This is a genomic window from Psychrobacter sp. NG25 (assembly GCF_015234355.1).
In the GTDB taxonomy this organism is placed as follows: Bacteria; Pseudomonadota; Gammaproteobacteria; order Pseudomonadales; family Moraxellaceae; genus Psychrobacter.
Map to the genome: position 1 here is coordinate 109,156 of NZ_JADGMV010000001.1, position 19,288 is coordinate 128,443.

A 19,288-nucleotide genomic window follows, 5' to 3' on the forward strand; every position below is an offset into this window, starting at 1 on the left:
ATTTGACTATATCAGTTATTTGAGCTACTCGGTAATATAGCGTTCGGCTTCATCTAACGAGACACTGACTAACGTAGAAACACCTGCGCTTGGCATGGTAATGCCTTTTAGCTCGTCAGCAATCTGCATCGTCAGTTTGTTATGACTGATAAAAATAAACTGCAAATCATCTGCTAGCTCATGAATCAAACTGGTAAAGCGTTCGACGTTGGCATCATCAAGTGGCGCATCGACTTCATCGAGCACACAGAAAGGTGCGGGATGCTGCTTGAATATCGCAAAAATCAAGCTCAACGCGGTGAGGGTTTTTTCACCACCTGACAGCACAGCTAGGCGACTATTACGCTTGCCTTTTGGTTGTGCCATTAAGGTCAGCCCTGCCCGCCACTGTTCTGACTTGTGCTTGTCAGCAGGGATGTTGGCTGGCATATCGTCTGTGTTCAACGTCAAACTGGCTTGACCACCGCCGAAGACTTTGGCAAATAAATTGGCAAGCTCGGTATTAACGGCATCTAGCGTCTGCATAAACAGGGTTTTAGTCGTCTCATCAATAGACTCAATCGCTGCTGTCAGCGTCTGCATACTAGCCGCAATATCTGCTGTCTGCTGCGCCAATGGCTCTAGACGTTCATTGACCTCATCCAACTCTGCCACTGCTGCCAAATTGACAGGGCCGATTTTGCTAAGCTGCTGCTCAAGCGTGGCGCGTTCAGATTCTAATTCAGCGATTTTATCTGGACGCACACGACGATCATGCGCGATAAAATCAGCAAGTAGATTTGAGACGCTCATCACTTGTTGCTGCTGGGCTAGCTCTGATACCGCTTTATATTTATGGCTCACCTTATAGTATGCTTCTAAAGCGTCATGAGTATGAGTGCTCGCATCGTCCAAACGCGCCATGCTTAGTGCCAACTCGGTGGCATGATTCGCAAGCTTACCCTGCTGAACTTGTAGCGTATTTTGCACGCTATCCAACGCTGTCTGCTGCTGAGCATAGTCTTGCTTTAGCGCAGCCAATGCGGTATCACGCTCGGTCAACAGCACCTGCTGCTTATCTCGTGCTGTCTGCGCCGTCTGTAATGCTGCTTGCAAGTCTGGTAGCTTATCCTGCTGCTTCTGATGACTTGCTTTTAGCTGCTGTTCGCTCTGTAGCGATTGGTCATATTGCGCCGTCGCGCGCGCAAGGCTACTGACACTGTGCTCTAAGCGCATCTCGCTCTGTTGGATACGCAGCTGCAATGCTTGCCATGCATCATCATCGGCTTGACGTGTACGATTTAGCTCACTGCGCTCAGCCTGTAGTTGCTGACTGGTCGCACGGGCATCAGATATTTGCGGCGTTAACGCTACTATCTGACTTTGAATATCTTGCTGCTCATGAGTGAGCGTTTTTAACTCTTGTTCTAACTCTAACTGCTCTTGCTCAAGGGCAGATTTGTCCGCCATGAGACGCTGGCTGTCTGCTTGTAGACGATCAGCATTGGCACGCTGAGTCGTTAGCTGCTGCTGATATTTATGTTTATCACGGGTGAGCTGATCTGCTTGTGCACGGGTTTCTTCTATATTGACCGTTAACGCATCATAGTCACGTTGATTCTTTGCAATGGTCTTTTGCGTAGCTTGTATTTTGGTTTCAAACTCATCTAGCAAATCTTCTAGTGCTTGCAAACGGCTACGCTGCTGCAATCGCTGTGTTAAAAACTGGCTATTGCTCTCACCTTGACTATCTTGCTCACCTATAAACTTACTCAGATTAATTGTACCCTGACGACTGATCAGCCAACCGTCTGCGGTTAACAAAATAGCTGACGATGGCAACGCTTTTAAGATATTGGCAAAGTCTTCAAGCGTCTGCTGACTGGTTGCTTCTGATTGCGCAATATATACATAGCACTGCTGCCAAAGCGCCAATACTGGCTGCTTAATCAGCTGTGATAATGGCATTACTCTATCAATTAAGCTGTCTGGTAAATGGTTGATAAATGGCGTTGTAGCTGCCTCATTTTTAGCAGGTAACCACAAGCTATGACCACTCTCTATTGAAGACTTATGTTCTGTATTAGCCTGCTCATTTTGTGCTGTTTGATAAGTAACGATATCCGCTAGGTCACTCTCAAGCACGTGCCATAAGCTGTTCGCTTTCTCAATATCACCGCTCGTATTGTCAACGTTTAATTGATTGGATTGGTTAGAGAACAGTACATGACTGTCTAGCCATAATGCCAAGACACTATCGAGTAGCGCGGCGTGCTGCTGCCCTTTTTCACTCAGCTCAATCTGCTCACGCAAGGTGGTGATAGCCAATTCGTTATAGCGATTGACAACATTGCTTTCCGAACTAGCTTCTAGATTACCTGCTGTAGAGACAGAGGCTTGCTGTTGGTTTTGCAGCGTAGGTTTTGGATGCAATATCTGATGCAGGGTATCATATTCACTGGCCAATACCGCGTGACGCTTCTCATGCTCACTCAACTCACGCTGCTGCGTATTCAAGCGCTGCTGTAAATCATGCGCTTGCGGTTGTAGTTCCGACAGACGCTCATCGATGCTGTCTTGTTGACGCTCTATCTGCTGCAACTGTTTATTCAGCTCTGCAACTTGCGTCTCTAATGTCTGCTGTAGGTTTTGTGCATCCGCTGACGCTTGTTCATCAGAGCGTTTATCAAATTCTTTATCAAAACCCTTATTATTGCTAGATGCTGATAATGACTGCTGTAATTGCTGCCATAGATTTTGCCAGTTTTGCTGGCGGCGCTGCCATTTGTCATGGTTTTGCTGATGACGTTTTTGTGCTTGGCTATTAATGGCTTGCTGCTGTTCAAGCATGCGCGAATTATCTTGCAAGCGTGATAGCTGGTTTTGCGCGTCATGCCATGCGCGTTGTAACGGTTGCTCATTGCGCTTATGCGTATCACGTCTACCCGTCAACTCAGTGAGCTGTGGGCGTAACGACTCTAATATACTCTGCTGCTCGGCTTGCTCGGCTTTTAATCGATCTATCTCACCCACTGCTTGCGCACGCTGCTGATCCAAGCTCGCGAGTTGCTGATTAATCACGGTCAATTGTGATTTGGCATCGCTCAGCTCGTGCTCAGCTTGTTGGTAGCCTAGCTGCTGCTGATAGTGATCGCTTTGGGCATCATCCTTGAGCCATTGCTCTTGGTTAATGTGGGTGGCGAGCTTATCTTGTTGGGCTTTTAACGTCTCATAGTCGGCTTGCAATGTAGCGACTTCGGCAGTGCTGCGCTCATGAGCGATCTTTTGCTGCTGCTGCGTATGCTTGGCTTGATACAACTGCTGAATGGCCAGTTGTTGCTTGATATCAGCCAGCGTCAACGCCAGCTCTTCATAACGTTGCGCACTGGCGGCTTGCTTAGACAAGCGTTTCTGTTGGCTAACCAGTTCGCTTTGCATATCATGCAGACGTGCTAGGTTTTCTTGTGTTTTCTCTAGTTTTTTTTGTGTTTCTTCACGGCGTGCTTGGTAGCGTGAGACGCCTGCTGCCTCTTCAATAAACTCACGCAGCTGCATGGGGCTAGATTCGACAATACGTCCAATCATGCCTTGCTCAATCACCGCATAACTACGCGCACCAAGTCCCGTACCCAAAAACACATCGACCACATCACGGCGACGACAGCGCGTGCCATTGATGAAATAATCCGAGCGGCCATCCTTATTGACCTGACGACGAACGGACAGCTCTTGGTACAGGTTAAACTCATGACGAATGCCGGTATGCTCATCTTGCGTATGCTCAAACGTCAGCTCGACACTGGCGACACTTTTGGCAGCCTTGTCTTGCGTACCAGCAAAGATGACATCACTCATCGCGCCACCGCGTAACTGCTTGGCAGAGGTCTCACCCAGCACCCAGCGAATGGCATCAATCACGTTGGATTTGCCACAGCCGTTTGGCCCGACAATGGCGGTGATGCCATGACGGAAGGTAAAAGTCGTTGGATTGGCAAAGGATTTGAAGCCTGCCAGCTTTAGGGATTTTAGACGCATGAAGAATCAGTAAACTTAGCAAAAACAGGCGGCTATTCTACCTTAAATTGTGGTGGGTTTTTAGGGTTAAACAGCTAACTGCATAAACGATTTTGATTCAAGGCTTTGATGAAACCCCTTCAGCAGTTTTTGTTCCACTTGGCAGGTGTCATTTTCTACTAAATATCGATTGTTAAACTCAATAAGAGCGGACCAAGAGATACTTGCCACTTCTAAATGCTCGACTATTTCTAACAGCTCTGTTCTTAGTAGATGCTGATACTTCCTCGGTCTTTTATGACATAACGCCAGCTCTCGGTCTACGAGCGTTTGCTTGTTTTGCTTTAGCGCGTCACCACCGATAAATAACAGTAGAAACTTTGTACCCTGCTCAATAAAGCCTTTTTCTAATAGATGCTCATACATTAGGCAGTACTTTAGGATTTGGTCTGGGTTTTTCTGACCAGTGAGCTTTAACTCATTTGCTACCAGCACGTTCGCTTGATTGTTATAGGCTAAGTTATCCATATACATCGCTTTTAGCTCTGTACTGTTTTCAAACATGCCGCTGTTACCATGTGTCGACCATGATCCACTTGGCTCAAAGTTGATAAATTGCTGATAAAATAAATCTAAGTAGACATCACTACACAAGCTCAAAAATATATCGAATTCTTTATTGAGATAGTCTTCAGAAAAGAATTTTACGCGGCGAACGGCTTCTCTTACATTACAGATGCCCATCGTTTGCGTTGAATAGGTCTCTAACTGCTCAGACTCAGTCATTTTTGTATTGAGCTTTTTAATGATTGATTGCTCAATTTCTTCTATATTTTTGCCCGTAAGCTCAGGATGGGTTGCCCATTCAATGATTTGGCGCACATATTGCTTTTTAGTGATACCAAGAACCTGCTTTGGCTCCCATGCCAAAAACTCTACCATATTAGAGAGGCCAGTCGTCCATGATATCTGGTCTTTTAGATGACTCATTGAGCCGAAAACACGGCGGTATTTTTCTGCAGCTTTCATACTAATCATGTCTCATGGTTTACACACTAGCTTTATAAAGGTTTGTCATTGCTATAGTCATTCTACTATAAAGTATGACAGCGTTAACCTCGCTTGAAGTATCACATATACGTCTACACTCGGTTGCCTTGTACTACTTTTAAATTGAATCGACTATACAACATGCCAAGTTTATCTAAGATATTTAAAGCCTTGTTGGCTTTAGAGGTTTTAGACGCATAAAGGATCAATAAACGCAGCAAAAATAGGCGGCTATTCTACCTGAAGTTGGGGTGATTTTTTAGGGTATATACATTGTTAAGTATATTCTGAAATATGGTTCTTAATCTTATCGTATAGTGTATCAAAGGCTTTATTAAAACTTACTTGCAATACTTCTCTACTATCAACATCTTCAGAACTACCATTATAACCATGAGCCCAAAAAAGCTTACGTGAAACCGCTAAAAAACATTCACAATCAATAGTTAGTTCTGGAAAATATAAAACAGTGATTATCTCAATTTTTGCACCTTTTTCATCGAACTCAGCAGTATCTATATTAGCTCCACTTTCTAATTGAGATAATTGCGAACTAATAGTCTTCAGAATATTAGTAAAATCAATAAGCCTAAACACCAAATCTTCATACTTTTGTCTTAGGAAAATTTGTCGCTCGTAATCATACTCAGTTTTTTGCTTAGCAAGATTATGATTATGGTCAGAGCTTTGTCTTTTAGTATCCTGCTTATACCTTTGAACATTCAAAAAGTAATTTGCTACGAACGAAACTCCTCCTCCAGCTATCACACCGATAACACCCGCTATTAATGCATCCACTCATATTCCCTAAAATAATATCATCTGAAATAATCGAACAATTGGTATCTCTAAATCACCCCAATCCCACTCAATAACAACTGTCCACCAGCAAACACTAACAACACGCCAAACGCACGCTTAAGCATCAGCGCAGGCAATACGTGAGCAAGCTTGGCACCGACTTTTGCCATCGCAAAGCTAGCCACTGAGATGCATAAAAATCCCGTGATATGCACAAATCCTATCGTGCCCTCAGGCAGATTGACCACGTCTTGACCGAACCATGCAAACCCCGCTGCGCCAGCCAGTGCAATTGGTAGACCGCACGCTGCTGAAGTGCCAACTGACTGTTTCATCGGTAATCCCGCCCAGTTCAAAAACGGCACGGTCAAACTACCACCGCCAATACCGAAGATAGACGATGCCATACCAATGCCTGTACCAGCACCAAACTGGACACCAGCAGAAGGTAACGGCTTGCCCAACTGTTCTTTATTAGAGAAAAACAGCATCTTTATCGCAACCAAAAGCGCACCAATACCGATAATGGCTTGTAGTACCTTGCCGTCAATCATATCCGCAACACCCGCGCCCACCAGACTACCAACGATCAGACCCAGTGCCATTTTTCGCCATACTTCCCAGCGTACACCGCCGCGCTTATTATGAGCAGTAAGTGAGCTAATCGAGGTCACAACGATGGTCGCCAGTGACGTACCAATCGCCAAATGTGTGACGACTTCTGGCGAAAAATCATATGCGGTAAAAATCCATACCAGTGCCGGAACGATAATCATGCCGCCGCCAACACCAAACAATCCAGCACTCACGCCAGCAAACGCCCCTGCAATCACAAACCACACATATAGCATCATCGAATTAACCTTTTATCACGCTTGTTTTTCAAATTTTATTTTCTATCTTGCTTATCAATACTATTAATTGCATTTGCCAAATCGCAACCCGATCTTTATGCTATCTAACCTAACCAACTTTCATTTCTATCGAAAACCGCCCAGTATATCAAAAATTATCCCAGCGACATTACTCAAATAGAATAAACTTATGCCGACATATAGCCAATCCTCTGATTCTGCATCAGAGTCATTAACACTTGAGCATTTACCTGAGCTGAATCATCGCCATCTTACCAGTAGCGCCTCTACCAATAGCGAGCTAATAGCTGATGTACAGAATGGCACATTAAATGCGGCCGAGATGCACTTGCTAACCGCTGAAACCCAAAGCGCTGGTCGCGGACAACACGGGCGCTCATGGCAATCACCGCGTGGCAATGCCTACCTATCGCTCTATCATCCTGTTCACATACCCGTTAGTGGCTTACTGTCACTAATTATCGGTGTAGAGCTGGCAAAAATGCCCGTCATCCAAGTGCTAAACGAGCAATTACAAATGCAAGGACTGACGCCAATCGGCGTGAAGTGGGCAAATGATTTGGGCTTTTACCAAGGTCAAAGTCAAAGTCAAAATCAGTCTCAAAGCCAATCTGCCTTAGATAGCGCTGATGTGCATAACACGGAATTAAACCAGCAGACACTGCCGTTTAATAAGCTTGCTGGGATTTTGATTGAACCCGTATCGCAAGCAGGCAAACTGGTTGGTTTGGTGATAGGTGTGGGTCTCAATGTCCAATCCACGCCAAAGCTAACTGCGCAAACCTCTGAAGGCATGAGTTATCAAGCGATTAGCTTACAAGATATTGTTGAGACACTACAGCCAAAAGCGCAGGCTGCCAGTCTACCGAGCTTACGTGTGCTTTATCAGCAAATGAGTAAAGCGCTAATGGCTGCGATGACGCGCTTTGAGCACCTAAGTATAGAAAAACCAACGGGACATCGTTATTATCTGGACAGCTTTTTAAAGCAGTTTGACTCGATGGATGCACTAAGCGAACTGCGATTACGTGTGACCCAAGAGCATAACGGTCAAACCAATATACTCACGGGTTACGCTTGTGGTATCGATACACATGGATGTTTGCAATTGCGCCAAGATAACGGTAAGATTTCTGCACTTTTCACCGGACGCATTGACGTTATTCAAACGACTTAATCGTTTAATCAACGAGCACTAAAGTGCAGTAGCTATCAGGATAGGATGTTGATAATTGCTTCACTGTATATAAAGGGAATTTTATGCTCTGGCTTGATCTTGGAAATACCCGCCTGAAATACTGGCTCACCGATGATATCGGTCAGATAGTCACACATGATGCCAAACAACATTTGCAGGCACCAGCCGAATTGCTAATGGGTCTGACGGATCGCTTTGAGCGTTTTGCCCCTGACTTTATTGGTATCTCATCTGTACTAGGTGACGAGCTGAATGCCAAGGTATCAGAGACCTTAAGCCGGCTTAATATTCCGTTTGAATTCGTCCATGTCGACGCCGCTCACCCGCTAATGAAGAGTCAATATAACGATGAGCAGCTCGGCTGTGATCGCTGGCTACAAATGCTAGGCGCAGTCGATAAGAAAAAGCGTCAATGTGTGATTGGTTGCGGTACAGCAGTGACCATTGATTTGATCGATCATGCTGAGCATTTGGGCGGTTATATCTTTCCCAGTATCTACCTGCAACGTGAGTCATTGTTTTCTGGTACCAAGCAAATCACCATCTCTAACGGGACTTTCGACAGTGTCAGCCAAGGTGTGACCACACAAGATGCGGTACATCGCGGCATACTATTATCAATCGTCGGTGCCATCAATGAGATTAGCCATCGCCATCCCAACTTTGAAGTTATCATGACGGGTGGTGATGCAGCCATTATCTCGCAGCACGTCAACCGTCCGGTACGTCTGCGTGATGATCTATTATTAAATGGTCTGGCACGATATTTCGATCATAGTAAATAACTGACATGCATTGTCGTATTTTATAAAGTTAGAATAGAAAAAGCAGTACGTCTTAGGCGTACTGCTTTTTTTGGTTTAAAAAAATCTGAATTCTCTATTACTGCCTATGGTGCTGTATATTCAATAGGTAATCTAAACCTTGCTCTTACTGCTTTCCCCTTAATCATAAATGGCTTCATTCGGCCCCTTTTTGCCTGTTGGATAGCACTTCTATCCAAGCATCGATTACCACTGCTTTTTATGATTTTCATACTAGTAATTTTGCCTTGCTTATCAACCGATACATCTAACAAAAGGTTGAGTTTGGTGCCCGTACTCATAGTATTTATACAATGAGGTTCGATTCTAAACATAGGCATTTTCACCCAAGATGCATTATTAATAGAGACTTGAGTAACTGGCTCTAATTCAGACCAATCAACTATCTCTGCTTGTGCAGGCGTGGTGCTTACTATCATCGTAAATAATGCAAACATAGTGACTAATAGGCTATTAGCACCGATAAATTTTATGTTGGTTAATAATTGAGAATCTCTATTAAAGGCTAGCTTGGTATGTGATTTACGGGTCATGATATAAGTAGTCTCACGCATTATTTTGATCGTATTAAGTAGCTAGTGGTATGTGTTATTAGCCTTCATAAGTTATGATCAAAAAGCAGTACATCTTAGTCGTCCTGCTTTTTTTGACTTAAATACGATAGTTATGGTGCTGTAAATACAATCGGTAGCTTAATGTTTGCCGCTACAGCCTTTCCTTTTATTAAGAAAGGCTTGAAACGAGCCCTCTTAAGCTCTCTAGCAAAAGCAGCATCTATAGTTTTCATACCACTACTCTCAATCACTTTTACGCTTCTGATACTACCTTGCTTAACAATGCTTAAGGAAAAAACCATTTTGAAAACCCTTCCTCCACAAGGCTTTAAATCGTCCCCATCGATATAATACGTACAATTAATTAAGCGTTTATCCATAGAACGAACAACTTGATCAAAATTTGGTGGTCTCAACCAGCTAGCATCTTGACCAGCAAACTGAATAACGGGTTCAGGACTAGACAAATCAACCAGCTCTGCCTGTGCAGGCGTTATACTCGCTGTCATCGTAAACAATCCAAACATAGTGACTAATAGACTATAAATACCGATAGATTTTATATTGGTGAGAAAATGAGAAGCTGTCTTGTTGGAAGCTATGTTATTAAAGGCTAGCTTGGTATGTGATGTATGGGTCATTGTAAAATTCTTTTATTTCAGTCATTAAAAAGTGCCACGCTATAAGACATATAACGTAGCACATTTTTAGATTTTAAAATAAAATTATTCGATAAAAGTTAACTTTTAAGTCGTGGTTACATTTTATTTAGTCTCGCTTTATTTGGTCTCGTTAAATAGCTCACGACCAACTAGCATACGGCGGATTTCACTGGTGCCTGCGCCAATCTCATACAGCTTAGCATCACGCCAGTAGCGACCAAGTGGATACTCATTGGTATAGCCGTTACCGCCAAATATTTGGATGCCCTCGCCTGCCATCCAGGTGGATTTTTCGGCACACCATAAGATCACACTGGCGCAATCTTTACGCACTTCGCGACTATGACCGGCACCGCGCGCATCCAACATATCGAGGTTTTTCCCGACCGTATATAAGAAGCTACGACCTGCTTGCAGTATCGTATACATGTCTGCGACTTTGCCTTGGATAAGCTGGAACTCACCGATCGCTTGACCAAACTGCTTACGATCATGGATATAAGGCACCACATTGTCCATCACGGCTTGCATGATACCAATAGGACCTGCGGCCAATACGGCACGCTCATAATCTAGGCCACTCATCAATACCTTAACGCCTTCATTGAGACCACCTAAGATATTTTCACTTGGTACGGTCACATTGTTAAAGGTCATCTCGCCCGTATGACTACCACGCATGCCAAGCTTATCAAGCTTTTGCGCTGTGCCAAAACCTTCCATACCTTTTTCAACGATAAAGGCCGTCATGCCCTTGCCGCCTAGCTCCGGATTGGTCTTCGCGTAGACCACCATCACATCCGCATCTGGTCCATTCGTGATCCACATTTTAGTGCCGTTCAACACATAGCTGTCGTCTTTTTCTTCAGCTCTGAGCTTCATACTAACGACGTCTGAGCCAGCGCCCGTCTCACTCATTGCCAATGCACCGATGAACTCACCGCTGACCAGCTTTGGCAAATACTTTTGTTTTTGCGCTTCACTACCATTACGTTTGATTTGATTGATACATAGGTTTGAGTGCGCACCATAGCTCAGCGCCACCGATGCCGAAGCACGGCTAATCTCTTCCATCGCAACCATATGTGCGACGTAGCCCATGTTAGAGCCGCCGTACTCTTCAGGAACGGTAATGCCATGTAGACCGATGTCACCCATCTTCTGCCATAGATCCATTGGGAATTCATCGCTACTGTCGATTTCGCTTGCACGTGGAGCGATTTCATTGGTTGCAAACTGCTGTACCATATCGCGTAGGGCATCAATATCTTCGCCAAGCTGAAAATTCAATCCAGGTAAACTCATAACCATTCCTTGTGTTTTGATATTTTTAAATTTCGAATTTCAATCTGTTTTTTAAAACCACTGTAACTGTATTTATAATGTCATTTTTGAAGTCGTAGTCAATTCAATGTGAAAGTATGACAAGGCAACCGAGTGTCGATGTATATTGAATACTTCACGCGAGGTTAATACTGTCATACTTTTATAGTGGATTGACTATGCTGTTTAAGACTGACGTTTATTGATGGCGTTTATTGATTAAGGCACGTGCCACGTTTGAACCATTTGGACGCTTTAAGAACGCACTGATACGCTCGCCTGCGACGACCAATTTATCTAAATCGATACCGGTTCTGATACCCATACCGTGCAACATATAAACCACGTCTTCAGTTGCGACATTACCAGTTGCGCCTTTGGCATAAGGACAGCCGCCCAGTCCAGCCACCGAGGTATCAAACTCACTGACGCCCATTTGTAGTGCGGCTAGCGTATTGCTCAATGCTTGACCATAAGTATCGTGAAAGTGCCCTGATAGCATAGAGATATCAGCATATTCTAATGCAGCTTGTAATGCTCGTTGCACTTTGAGCGGTGTACCAACTCCAATAGTATCGGCAATACCAATCTGCTCAGCACCAATCTCTACTAGACGCTTTGTCACATACGCTACTTGGCTTGGGTCAATGTCACCTTCATAAGGACAGCCGACTGTACAAGAGATAACGCCGCGTACTTTGATACCCTGCGCTTTTGCAGCCGCTGCCACTGGCGCAAAACGCTCGATACTCTCATCAATACTACAATTGATGTTTTTTTGGCTAAAGGTTTCGCTGGCTGAGCCGAAAATAACGATTTCGTCAGGACGGTGCAAAATGGCATTTTCAAAACCGCGCATATTGGGTACCAGTACCGAGTAGCAAACCTCCGTCTGCCGTGTCGGCGCTAGTGCGTCGAGCAACTCGCTGTTATCGCCCATTTGTGGCACCCACTTTGGCGAAACAAAACTGGTCGCTTCCAGCTTTTTGACACCTGCCGCAATCAAATCATTGATAAGCGTTTGCTTAACCTCAGTCGGTACCGTCGTTGACTCATTTTGTAGTCCATCACGCGGGCTGACATCAACGATGGTGACATGGCTTGGATACGAATGGCTCATACTTATCATCCTTTTTATTATTCGCCTTTCTGTGAGGCTTTTTTATTAGGCTTGGTCAGCTATTCGCTTTCACTATCGATGCGTAATAGCTCGTCACCATCAGCGACCAAATCACCTGCGCCAAATAACAATTCTGCCACTACACCATCCGTTGGTGCAGTAATTGTGTGTTCGATTTTCATGGCTTCAATAACAGCCAGTGGCTCACCTTTTTTCACGGTATCGCCAACCGCTACTTTAAAGGCAACAACCTGTCCTGGCATCGGTGATTTTAAGCTACCGACCGCTGCGGACTCTTCGCCTACGTGCACCATGATATCAACAAGCGTAATTTCGTCACGGCCACTGTCTGTGAACACATAAACGGTCTCATTATGCACCCAGCTTTGCGCGCTAGTACGTGCACCATCTAACCATAACGTATGATTGTGTTCGTCACTACTGACATAGCCCACTTGACCTTCATAAACCGTTTCAGTCTGAGCAGCTACATTGATATTGCTATTATCCTGTGTATTCGCGACTTCTTTTTCAATAACGAGCGTAAAGCTGCTGAGGTTATCGCTGCCCTTTTTACTATCAGAACAATTTGCATTGTGCCAATTACTCAGGCGGGCCGTATAAGCACTCTTATCATAAACCAAGCTAAATGAGCGAGTGTAATCATTATAAGCACGGAAGCCAGTAGGTTTGCTAAATGGATCGATATCTGACTCTTGCGTTGCCATCTCGCTCGCAAGCTTTTGAGTAATGGCGGTCACAACCAGCGTCGATAAAGCTAAAGGCTGCTGATTAAAAATCGCATCACGCTCGTGCTCAATCAATGCAGTATCGAGATTGGCTTTGCTAAAAGATTCTGTATTTAAAATATAGCGCAAAAATGCCGCGTTATTCGGCAAACCTACAATACGCGTTTGGGCAAGTGCTCGATCGAGCTTGGCTAACGCTTGCTCTCGAGTCGGCGCATGAACGATGAGCTTGGCAATCATAGAGTCATAGAATGGGCTAATCACATCACCTGCGCGCACGCCATCATCGATACGCACGCCAGTACCATTTTTATCAATCATAAAGGTGCTGTGTTCAGGTTTTTGATACGTAAACAATGTACCTGTCGCGGGCAAGAAGCTATTGTCAGGATTTTCAGCACAGATACGTGCCTCAACTGCATGACCGTTGATAGTTAGGTCGGCTTGGGTTTTTGGCAATGGCTGACCTGCGGCTACCAACAGCTGCCATTCGACCAAATCGACACCAGTAATCGCTTCACTGACTGGATGCTCAACCTGCAACCGCGTATTCATTTCCATAAAATAAAAATTCATAGAATCTTCGCGCTGCTCAACGATAAACTCGACCGTGCCTGCGCCAACATAATCGACCGCGCGAGCCGCTTCGATGGCAGCGGTGCCCATCGCTTCACGCATCGCAATATCAACACCCGGTGCGGGCGCTTCTTCTAATACTTTTTGGTGGCGGCGCTGTACGGAACAATCACGCTCAAACAAATGCACATAGTTGCCATGCGTGTCACCAAATACTTGGATTTCGATATGGCGCGGTTTTAAGGCGTATTTTTCAACCAACACTTTATCATCACCAAAGCTGATAATGGCTTCACGGCGACATGAGTCTAGCAAGTCAATAAAATTGCTACTTTGCTCCACGATACGCATACCTTTACCGCCACCACCTGCACTGGCTTTGATCAAGACAGGATAGCCAATACTATCGGCTTGCTGCTGCAAAAATTCTGCATCTTGATTGTCACCGTGATAGCCCGGTATTAATGGCACGCCAGCTGTTTCCATCAAACGCTTGGACTCAGACTTGCCGCCCATAGCACGGATAGCATCAGCTGATGGACCGATAAATACCAAACCTGCATCTTGACAGGCTTGCGCAAAATCAGCGTTTTCGCTTAAAAACCCATAACCCGGATGGATCGCTTGTGCGCCAGTTTCAAGCGCTATCGCAATAATCGCATCGCCTTTAAGATAGCTGTCTTTCGGCGCCGAACCGCCCAAATAGATGGCTTCATCACAGACAGCCACATGCTTAGCCTCACGATCCGCATCAGAGTAGACAGCGACGGTGCTGACACCCAGACGCTTGGCAGTCGCGGCTACTCGGCAGGCAATTTCACCACGGTTGGCAATTAGAATTTTAGAAAACATAACTATCCCTGTGTGTTATCGTTTTTATTTGATGTCTTATCTATTTACTCATTTATCTCTCGTGCATTATTCATCTGCCGTCAACCAATTGGGCTTACGCTTTTGCAAAAAGGCTTGCACGCCCTCTTTACCTTGCTCGGATGAGCGGATATCAGCGATACCTTTGACCGTATCAGCAATCAGCTCATCAGTGATGGGCGCACCAGTGACATCGTGTAATAGCTGCTTGCAGGTTTTGACTGCATCAGGACTGTTTTTGACAACTTTGCTACAAAATATGGATACCTCATCAGCCAGCCATTCTTCGCTAACACGCTCATGGATAAAACCAAGCTGACGTGCCTTTTTGGCATCAAATACTTCAGCACTTAAGAAGTAACGCTGCGACGCTCTAGCACCTAGTGCTCGTATGACATAAGGGCTGATAGTCGCAGGGGCTAATCCCAAACGCACTTCACTTAAGCAGAAGTTAGCAATTTTGACAGCGATGGCCACATCACAAACAGCCACTAATCCCATGCCACCGGCATAAACATCGCCTTGAACAGCCGCAACTGTTGGCTTAGGGCACTCGTAAATAGTCTTAAGCATTTGCGCCAATTTATCGGCATCCGCTAGATTTTCCTCATAGCTATAATCTGCCATAGCACGCATCCAATTCAAATCAGCACCTGCACAGAATGCCTTGCCGGCAGCGGCTAAGACAATGACGCGCACACTATCATCAGTGCCAAGCTTATTGAATGCATCAGTCAGCTCAGCAATCATTTCATCGTTAAAGGCATTACGTATCTCAGGACGGTTTAACGTCACCGTAGCAACGTGCTGTTCGACTTTAACCAATAAGCTTTTATAATTTTTATCACTATCTTTCTGCATAACTTTCTCTATATTTTTTATGTAAATACTTAAATAAACTCTTGGTCAATCCATAATAATGTTAATACAAGGAAACCGAATGTAGATGTACAAACCGTACTTCAAATGAGGTTAACGCAGTAGTAGCTTATTATGGGAAGACTTTAGAACGTTTACATTCTAAAGACACCAAAAGTCGTCTCTTCAATAGGTGCGTTATAGGCAGCGCTTAACCCTAATGCCAATACATGACGGGTATCAGCAGGGTCAATCACACCATCGTCCCATAGACGTGCAGTGGCATAATATGGGTGACCTTGCTTTTCATACATATCGAGAATTGGTGCTTTAAATGCAGCTTCATCCTCATCACTCCACACCTCGCCTTTACGGTCAAAATTGTCACGCTTAACCGTTGCCAATACCGATGCTGCTTGCTCGCCGCCCATCACCGAGATGCGCGCATTTGGCCACATCCATAAGAAGCGCGGGCTATAAGCGCGGCCACACATGCCATAGTTACCAGCGCCAAATGAGCCACCGACAATGACCGTGAACTTTGGCACTTTTGCATTGGCGACTGCCATGACCATTTTGGCACCATGACGGGCAATGCCTTCGTTTTCATATTTGCGACCAACCATAAAGCCTGTGATATTTTGCAAAAATACCAATGGAATTTTGCGCTTGCAACATAGCTCAATGAAGTGCGTACCTTTTTGCGCTGATTCACTAAATAAGATACCGTTGTTGGCGATGATACCGACTGGCATCCCTTCAATATGAGCGAAGCCACAGACTAGCGTCGTGCCAAAGCGTGATTTGAATTCATCAAAAGCACTGTCATCGACGATACGAGCAATGATTTCTTTGATATCAAATGGCTTACGTTTATCCGTTGGAATGACGCCATATAGCTCTTTGGCATCATAGCGTGGTGGACGCGGTTTGATTTGATTAGTCACTTGCTTCGCAGGACGATTTAGATGGCTAACGATGTTGCGCGCAATTGACAACGCATGAGTATCGCTCTGTGCTAAGTGATCGACGACCCCTGACAGACGGGTATGCACATCACCGCCGCCCAAGTCTTCTGCGCTGACCTCTTCACCCGTTGCTGCTTTGACCAATGGCGGACCACCCAAAAAGATCGTACCTTGTTCTTTGACGATAACAGACTCGTCACTCATCGCTGGCACATAAGCCCCGCCAGCCGTACAGCTGCCCATGACCACAGCAATCTGTGGAATACCTGCGGCACTCATATTAGCCTGATTAAAGAAGATGCGACCAAAGTGTTCTTTATCGGGAAATACGTCATCTTGGTTGGGTAAATTAGCCCCACCTGAATCTACCAAATAGACACAAGGCAAGTTATTTTCTTTCGCGATTTCTTGCGCACGCAGATGTTTTTTGACCGTCATTGGATAGTACGTGCCGCCTTTTACCGTGGCATCATTACAAACGATCATACACTCGGTACCATTGATACGACCGATACCCGCAATCACGCCCGCCGCTGGAATCTCTTCGCCATACATATCGTGCGCTGCCATCGGTGCCACTTCTAAAAACGGCGTACCTACATCGAGCAAACGCTCGACACGCTCACGAGGCAAGAGTTTGCCACGGGCTAAATGCTTGGCACGTGCACGCTCTGAACCGCCTTGCACGACTTTACGCAGGTGACCATATAAGTCATCGACCACCACTTGCATGGCGGCACTGTTTTGCTGAAATTCAGCGGCGTTTGGACTCAGTTTACTGGTTATGATAGCGCTCATGACATCCCTTTTCTTTAATGCGTAAATGCGAGTGGCTTTTTTATTTTATGCTTTATTTTAGCTTTTACTCATATATCTTATTCATAAAATAACAGATAAGAATGGTTAAATTTCTATAAACCCAACTCTTCTTTCATTTGTTCAATGATTTTATATTTCTGAATTTTTCCAGTGATGGTCATCGGATATTCAGTCACGAAACGATAGTAAGTCGGCACCTTGTAATGGGCAATATGCTCACTACAGAACTCGCGAACTTCCTCTTCCGTCAAGCTGTCTGCTTCTTTAGGGATAATCCAAGCCGCGAGTACTTCACCATACTTTTTATCGGGAATACCGACGATTTGCACATCACGAATCTTCGGATGACGATAAAGATAATTTTCGATTTCGACAGGATAGATGTTCTCTCCACCGCGAATCACCATGTCTTTGCTACGACCAACGATTTTTACGTAGCCATCTTCATCCATCGTTGCCAAATCACCCGTATGCATCCAACCATCTTGGATAGCCGCGCGAGTTTTAAATCGGCTGCCCCAGTAGCCTTTCATCACTGAATAACCGCGTGTGAGTAGCTCACCAGTCTCGCCCAGGGCTACAGTCTCACCCGTTTCCGTATTGACAACTTTCACTTCAAGCGCAGGCTGCACTAGGCCAACAGTCGATACTTGCTTATCAAGCGGCGTGTGTTCATTGGTCTGGCAAGATACTGGACTGGTCTCTGTCATGCCGTACGCAATGGTAACCTCACTCATGTGCATCTCATCGATGACACGGCGCATGACTTCGATCGGACAACTAGAGCCTGCCATGATGCCAGTGCGCAAAGTCGATAAATCAAAGTTTTTAAACTCCGGATGGTCAAGCTCAGCGATAAACATCGTTGGCACGCCATGTAGACCTGTACATTTTTCTTCTTCGACTGCTTGCAATACGGTCAGCGACTCAAAGCCATCGTTCGGATAAACAATACAGCCACCATGCGTGAGAATCGCTAGGTTACCAAGCACCATACCAAAGCAATGATATAGGGGTACTGGAATACACAGCCTGTCCTCCTCCGTAAGGTTCATAGCCTCACCGATGAAATAGCCGTTGTTAAGAATATTGCGATGGCTTAAAGTTGCCCCTTTTGGCGTGCCAGTCGTGCCACTGGTGAACTGCACATTGATGGCATCAGTGTTCTTGAGCTGGGCTTGACGCTCTGCAACCCGTGGATCACTGGCATCGCCTTCCGCCATCCATGCAGAGAATTTCTGCATAAAGCCAAAGGTTTCTTCACTGTCAGGCTCATCAATCCAAATGATACGCTCAATCGTCGGAATCTCGACCAAATCAAGTTGAGTATAATCTTTATGGTAAATCTCAGGGCATAGTTCTCGGATTAAGCTGGCGTAATCACTGGTTTTGAAATGACGCATAAGCACAAGCGCTGAGCAACCCAATTTATTCAAGGCATATTGCAGCTCAAAGGTACGGTAGGCGGGATTGATATTGACAAGAATAACACCGACTTTCGCCGTGGCTAATTGCATGAGCAACCATTCAGCATTGTTGTGTGACCAGATACCGATACGATCGCCAATCTCAAGCCCCATCTCAATCATACTACTGGCCAGCTGATTGACTTGCTGTTGTAGCTCGCGGTAGGTCCAGCGGATATTTTGATGGCAAGAAACCAAAGCTTCGCGCTCTGGATACTTGGATACGATAGCATCAAAAAAGTCACCGATGGTCGCTTCAATGAGCGGCACATCAGGGCCTTTATCATAGCTTTGGGTAAGCGGTGCATTTGCTGAGCGTGCGCCCATATTAATACTAGGAATGCTATTTAAAATAGTATCAAAATCAATGTGAGTCGCATAAAAATCAGGAGTTTGCGTCATAACGAGTCCTTTCGTTTTACTTTTTATCGTATTGGTCATTTATAAATAGTACGTATTGATAGCCTGTAGACCCGTTATTCTTCCTTGAATAGGTCTTATATAGATTGTCACTACTATACCGTTGTAAACAAACAGCTGTCAATCATAGTAATACAATGCGTATCATTTAATTAAACCTTT

The 19,288-nt window shown here is 45.0% G+C and carries 14 protein-coding genes; 2 read left to right on the forward strand and 12 right to left on the reverse strand.

Annotation, left to right across the window (positions count from 1 at the left end):
• Positions 1-24 precede the first annotated feature (24 nt).
• The 4 genes from IPZ60_RS00450 to IPZ60_RS00465 all read right to left on the reverse strand — a co-directional run bounded on the left by IPZ60_RS00450 (position 25) and on the right by IPZ60_RS00465 (position 6,695).
• Positions 25-4,014, reverse strand: a complete 3,990-nt coding sequence (locus IPZ60_RS00450) for an AAA family ATPase (RefSeq protein WP_194195935.1) — start codon at positions 4,012-4,014, stop codon at positions 25-27.
• A 66-nt stretch (positions 4,015-4,080) separates the two neighbouring features.
• Complete coding sequence (locus IPZ60_RS00455) at positions 4,081-5,022, reverse strand: hypothetical protein (RefSeq protein ID WP_194195936.1); 942 nt, start codon at positions 5,020-5,022, stop codon at positions 4,081-4,083.
• 297 nt (positions 5,023-5,319) lie between these two features.
• On the reverse strand, positions 5,320-5,841 hold the full coding sequence (locus IPZ60_RS00460) for a hypothetical protein (protein WP_194195937.1): 522 nt from the start codon (positions 5,839-5,841) through the stop codon (positions 5,320-5,322).
• 50 nt (positions 5,842-5,891) lie between these two features.
• The gene (locus IPZ60_RS00465) at positions 5,892-6,695 is read right to left on the reverse strand and encodes a sulfite exporter TauE/SafE family protein (RefSeq protein ID WP_194196338.1); all 804 of its coding nucleotides are present in this window, start codon (positions 6,693-6,695) and stop codon (positions 5,892-5,894) included.
• A 193-nt stretch (positions 6,696-6,888) separates the two neighbouring features.
• Here IPZ60_RS00465 and IPZ60_RS00470 point away from each other — a divergent pair, with 193 nt between their 5' ends.
• Together IPZ60_RS00470 and IPZ60_RS00475 are read left to right on the forward strand one after the other, a co-directional pair.
• Positions 6,889-7,896 (forward strand): biotin--[acetyl-CoA-carboxylase] ligase, encoded by a 1,008-nt coding sequence (locus tag IPZ60_RS00470; protein ID WP_194195938.1) that lies wholly within the window; start codon positions 6,889-6,891, stop codon positions 7,894-7,896.
• Between the two features lie 83 nt (positions 7,897-7,979).
• Positions 7,980-8,702, forward strand: coding sequence for a pantothenate kinase (locus tag IPZ60_RS00475; protein WP_194195939.1), 723 nt, complete (start codon positions 7,980-7,982; stop codon positions 8,700-8,702).
• 104 nt (positions 8,703-8,806) lie between these two features.
• On the opposite strand, the gene IPZ60_RS00480 is transcribed toward IPZ60_RS00475, so the two are convergent.
• The 8 genes from IPZ60_RS00480 to IPZ60_RS00515 all read right to left on the reverse strand — a co-directional run bounded on the left by IPZ60_RS00480 (position 8,807) and on the right by IPZ60_RS00515 (position 19,108).
• Positions 8,807-9,295, reverse strand: coding sequence for an energy transducer TonB (locus tag IPZ60_RS00480; protein ID WP_194195940.1), 489 nt, complete (start codon positions 9,293-9,295; stop codon positions 8,807-8,809).
• A gap of 110 nt (positions 9,296-9,405) precedes the next feature.
• Complete coding sequence (locus IPZ60_RS00485; RefSeq protein ID WP_194195941.1) at positions 9,406-9,936, reverse strand: energy transducer TonB; 531 nt, start codon at positions 9,934-9,936, stop codon at positions 9,406-9,408.
• Positions 9,937-10,074: 138 nt separating this feature from the next.
• Positions 10,075-11,262, reverse strand: coding sequence for an isovaleryl-CoA dehydrogenase (locus IPZ60_RS00490; protein WP_194195942.1), 1,188 nt, complete (start codon positions 11,260-11,262; stop codon positions 10,075-10,077).
• A gap of 217 nt (positions 11,263-11,479) precedes the next feature.
• Complete coding sequence (locus tag IPZ60_RS00495) at positions 11,480-12,400, reverse strand: hydroxymethylglutaryl-CoA lyase (protein ID WP_194195943.1); 921 nt, start codon at positions 12,398-12,400, stop codon at positions 11,480-11,482.
• Positions 12,401-12,459: 59 nt separating this feature from the next.
• A complete protein-coding gene (locus IPZ60_RS00500; protein ID WP_194195944.1) occupies positions 12,460-14,577 on the reverse strand; it encodes an acetyl/propionyl/methylcrotonyl-CoA carboxylase subunit alpha in 2,118 nt (705 codons plus the stop codon).
• 66 nt (positions 14,578-14,643) lie between these two features.
• Positions 14,644-15,456, reverse strand: a complete 813-nt coding sequence (locus IPZ60_RS00505) for an enoyl-CoA hydratase/isomerase family protein (protein ID WP_194195945.1) — start codon at positions 15,454-15,456, stop codon at positions 14,644-14,646.
• A gap of 152 nt (positions 15,457-15,608) precedes the next feature.
• Positions 15,609-17,219: a carboxyl transferase domain-containing protein gene (locus tag IPZ60_RS00510; RefSeq protein WP_194195946.1), complete on the reverse strand. Its 1,611-nt coding sequence runs from the start codon at positions 17,217-17,219 to the stop codon at positions 15,609-15,611.
• Positions 17,220-17,332: 113 nt separating this feature from the next.
• Positions 17,333-19,108 carry an AMP-binding protein gene (locus tag IPZ60_RS00515; RefSeq protein ID WP_194195947.1) on the reverse strand — a complete coding sequence of 592 codons (1,776 nt, stop codon included), beginning with the start codon at positions 19,106-19,108 and terminating at the stop codon, positions 17,333-17,335.
• Between the last annotated feature and the right edge of the window lie 180 nt (positions 19,109-19,288).

What these genes read in the sequence shown, in the direction of transcription:
- IPZ60_RS00450 (WP_194195935.1), bottom strand. Translation starts at nt 4,014, where the DNA reads ATGCGTCTAAAATCCCTAAAGCTGGCAGGCTTCAAATCCTTTGCCAAT.
- IPZ60_RS00455 (WP_194195936.1), bottom strand. Translation starts at nt 5,022, where the DNA reads ATGAAAGCTGCAGAAAAATACCGCCGTGTTTTCGGCTCAATGAGTCAT.
- IPZ60_RS00465 (WP_194196338.1), bottom strand. Translation starts at nt 6,695, where the DNA reads ATGCTATATGTGTGGTTTGTGATTGCAGGGGCGTTTGCTGGCGTGAGT.
- IPZ60_RS00470 (WP_194195938.1), top strand. Translation starts at nt 6,889, where the DNA reads ATGCCGACATATAGCCAATCCTCTGATTCTGCATCAGAGTCATTAACA.
- IPZ60_RS00475 (WP_194195939.1), top strand. Translation starts at nt 7,980, where the DNA reads ATGCTCTGGCTTGATCTTGGAAATACCCGCCTGAAATACTGGCTCACC.
- IPZ60_RS00480 (WP_194195940.1), bottom strand. Translation starts at nt 9,295, where the DNA reads ATGCGTGAGACTACTTATATCATGACCCGTAAATCACATACCAAGCTA.
- IPZ60_RS00485 (WP_194195941.1), bottom strand. Translation starts at nt 9,936, where the DNA reads ATGACCCATACATCACATACCAAGCTAGCCTTTAATAACATAGCTTCC.
- IPZ60_RS00490 (WP_194195942.1), bottom strand. Translation starts at nt 11,262, where the DNA reads ATGAGTTTACCTGGATTGAATTTTCAGCTTGGCGAAGATATTGATGCC.
- IPZ60_RS00495 (WP_194195943.1), bottom strand. Translation starts at nt 12,400, where the DNA reads ATGAGCCATTCGTATCCAAGCCATGTCACCATCGTTGATGTCAGCCCG.
- IPZ60_RS00500 (WP_194195944.1), bottom strand. Translation starts at nt 14,577, where the DNA reads ATGTTTTCTAAAATTCTAATTGCCAACCGTGGTGAAATTGCCTGCCGA.
- IPZ60_RS00505 (WP_194195945.1), bottom strand. Translation starts at nt 15,456, where the DNA reads ATGCAGAAAGATAGTGATAAAAATTATAAAAGCTTATTGGTTAAAGTC.
- IPZ60_RS00510 (WP_194195946.1), bottom strand. Translation starts at nt 17,219, where the DNA reads ATGAGCGCTATCATAACCAGTAAACTGAGTCCAAACGCCGCTGAATTT.
- IPZ60_RS00515 (WP_194195947.1), bottom strand. Translation starts at nt 19,108, where the DNA reads ATGACGCAAACTCCTGATTTTTATGCGACTCACATTGATTTTGATACT.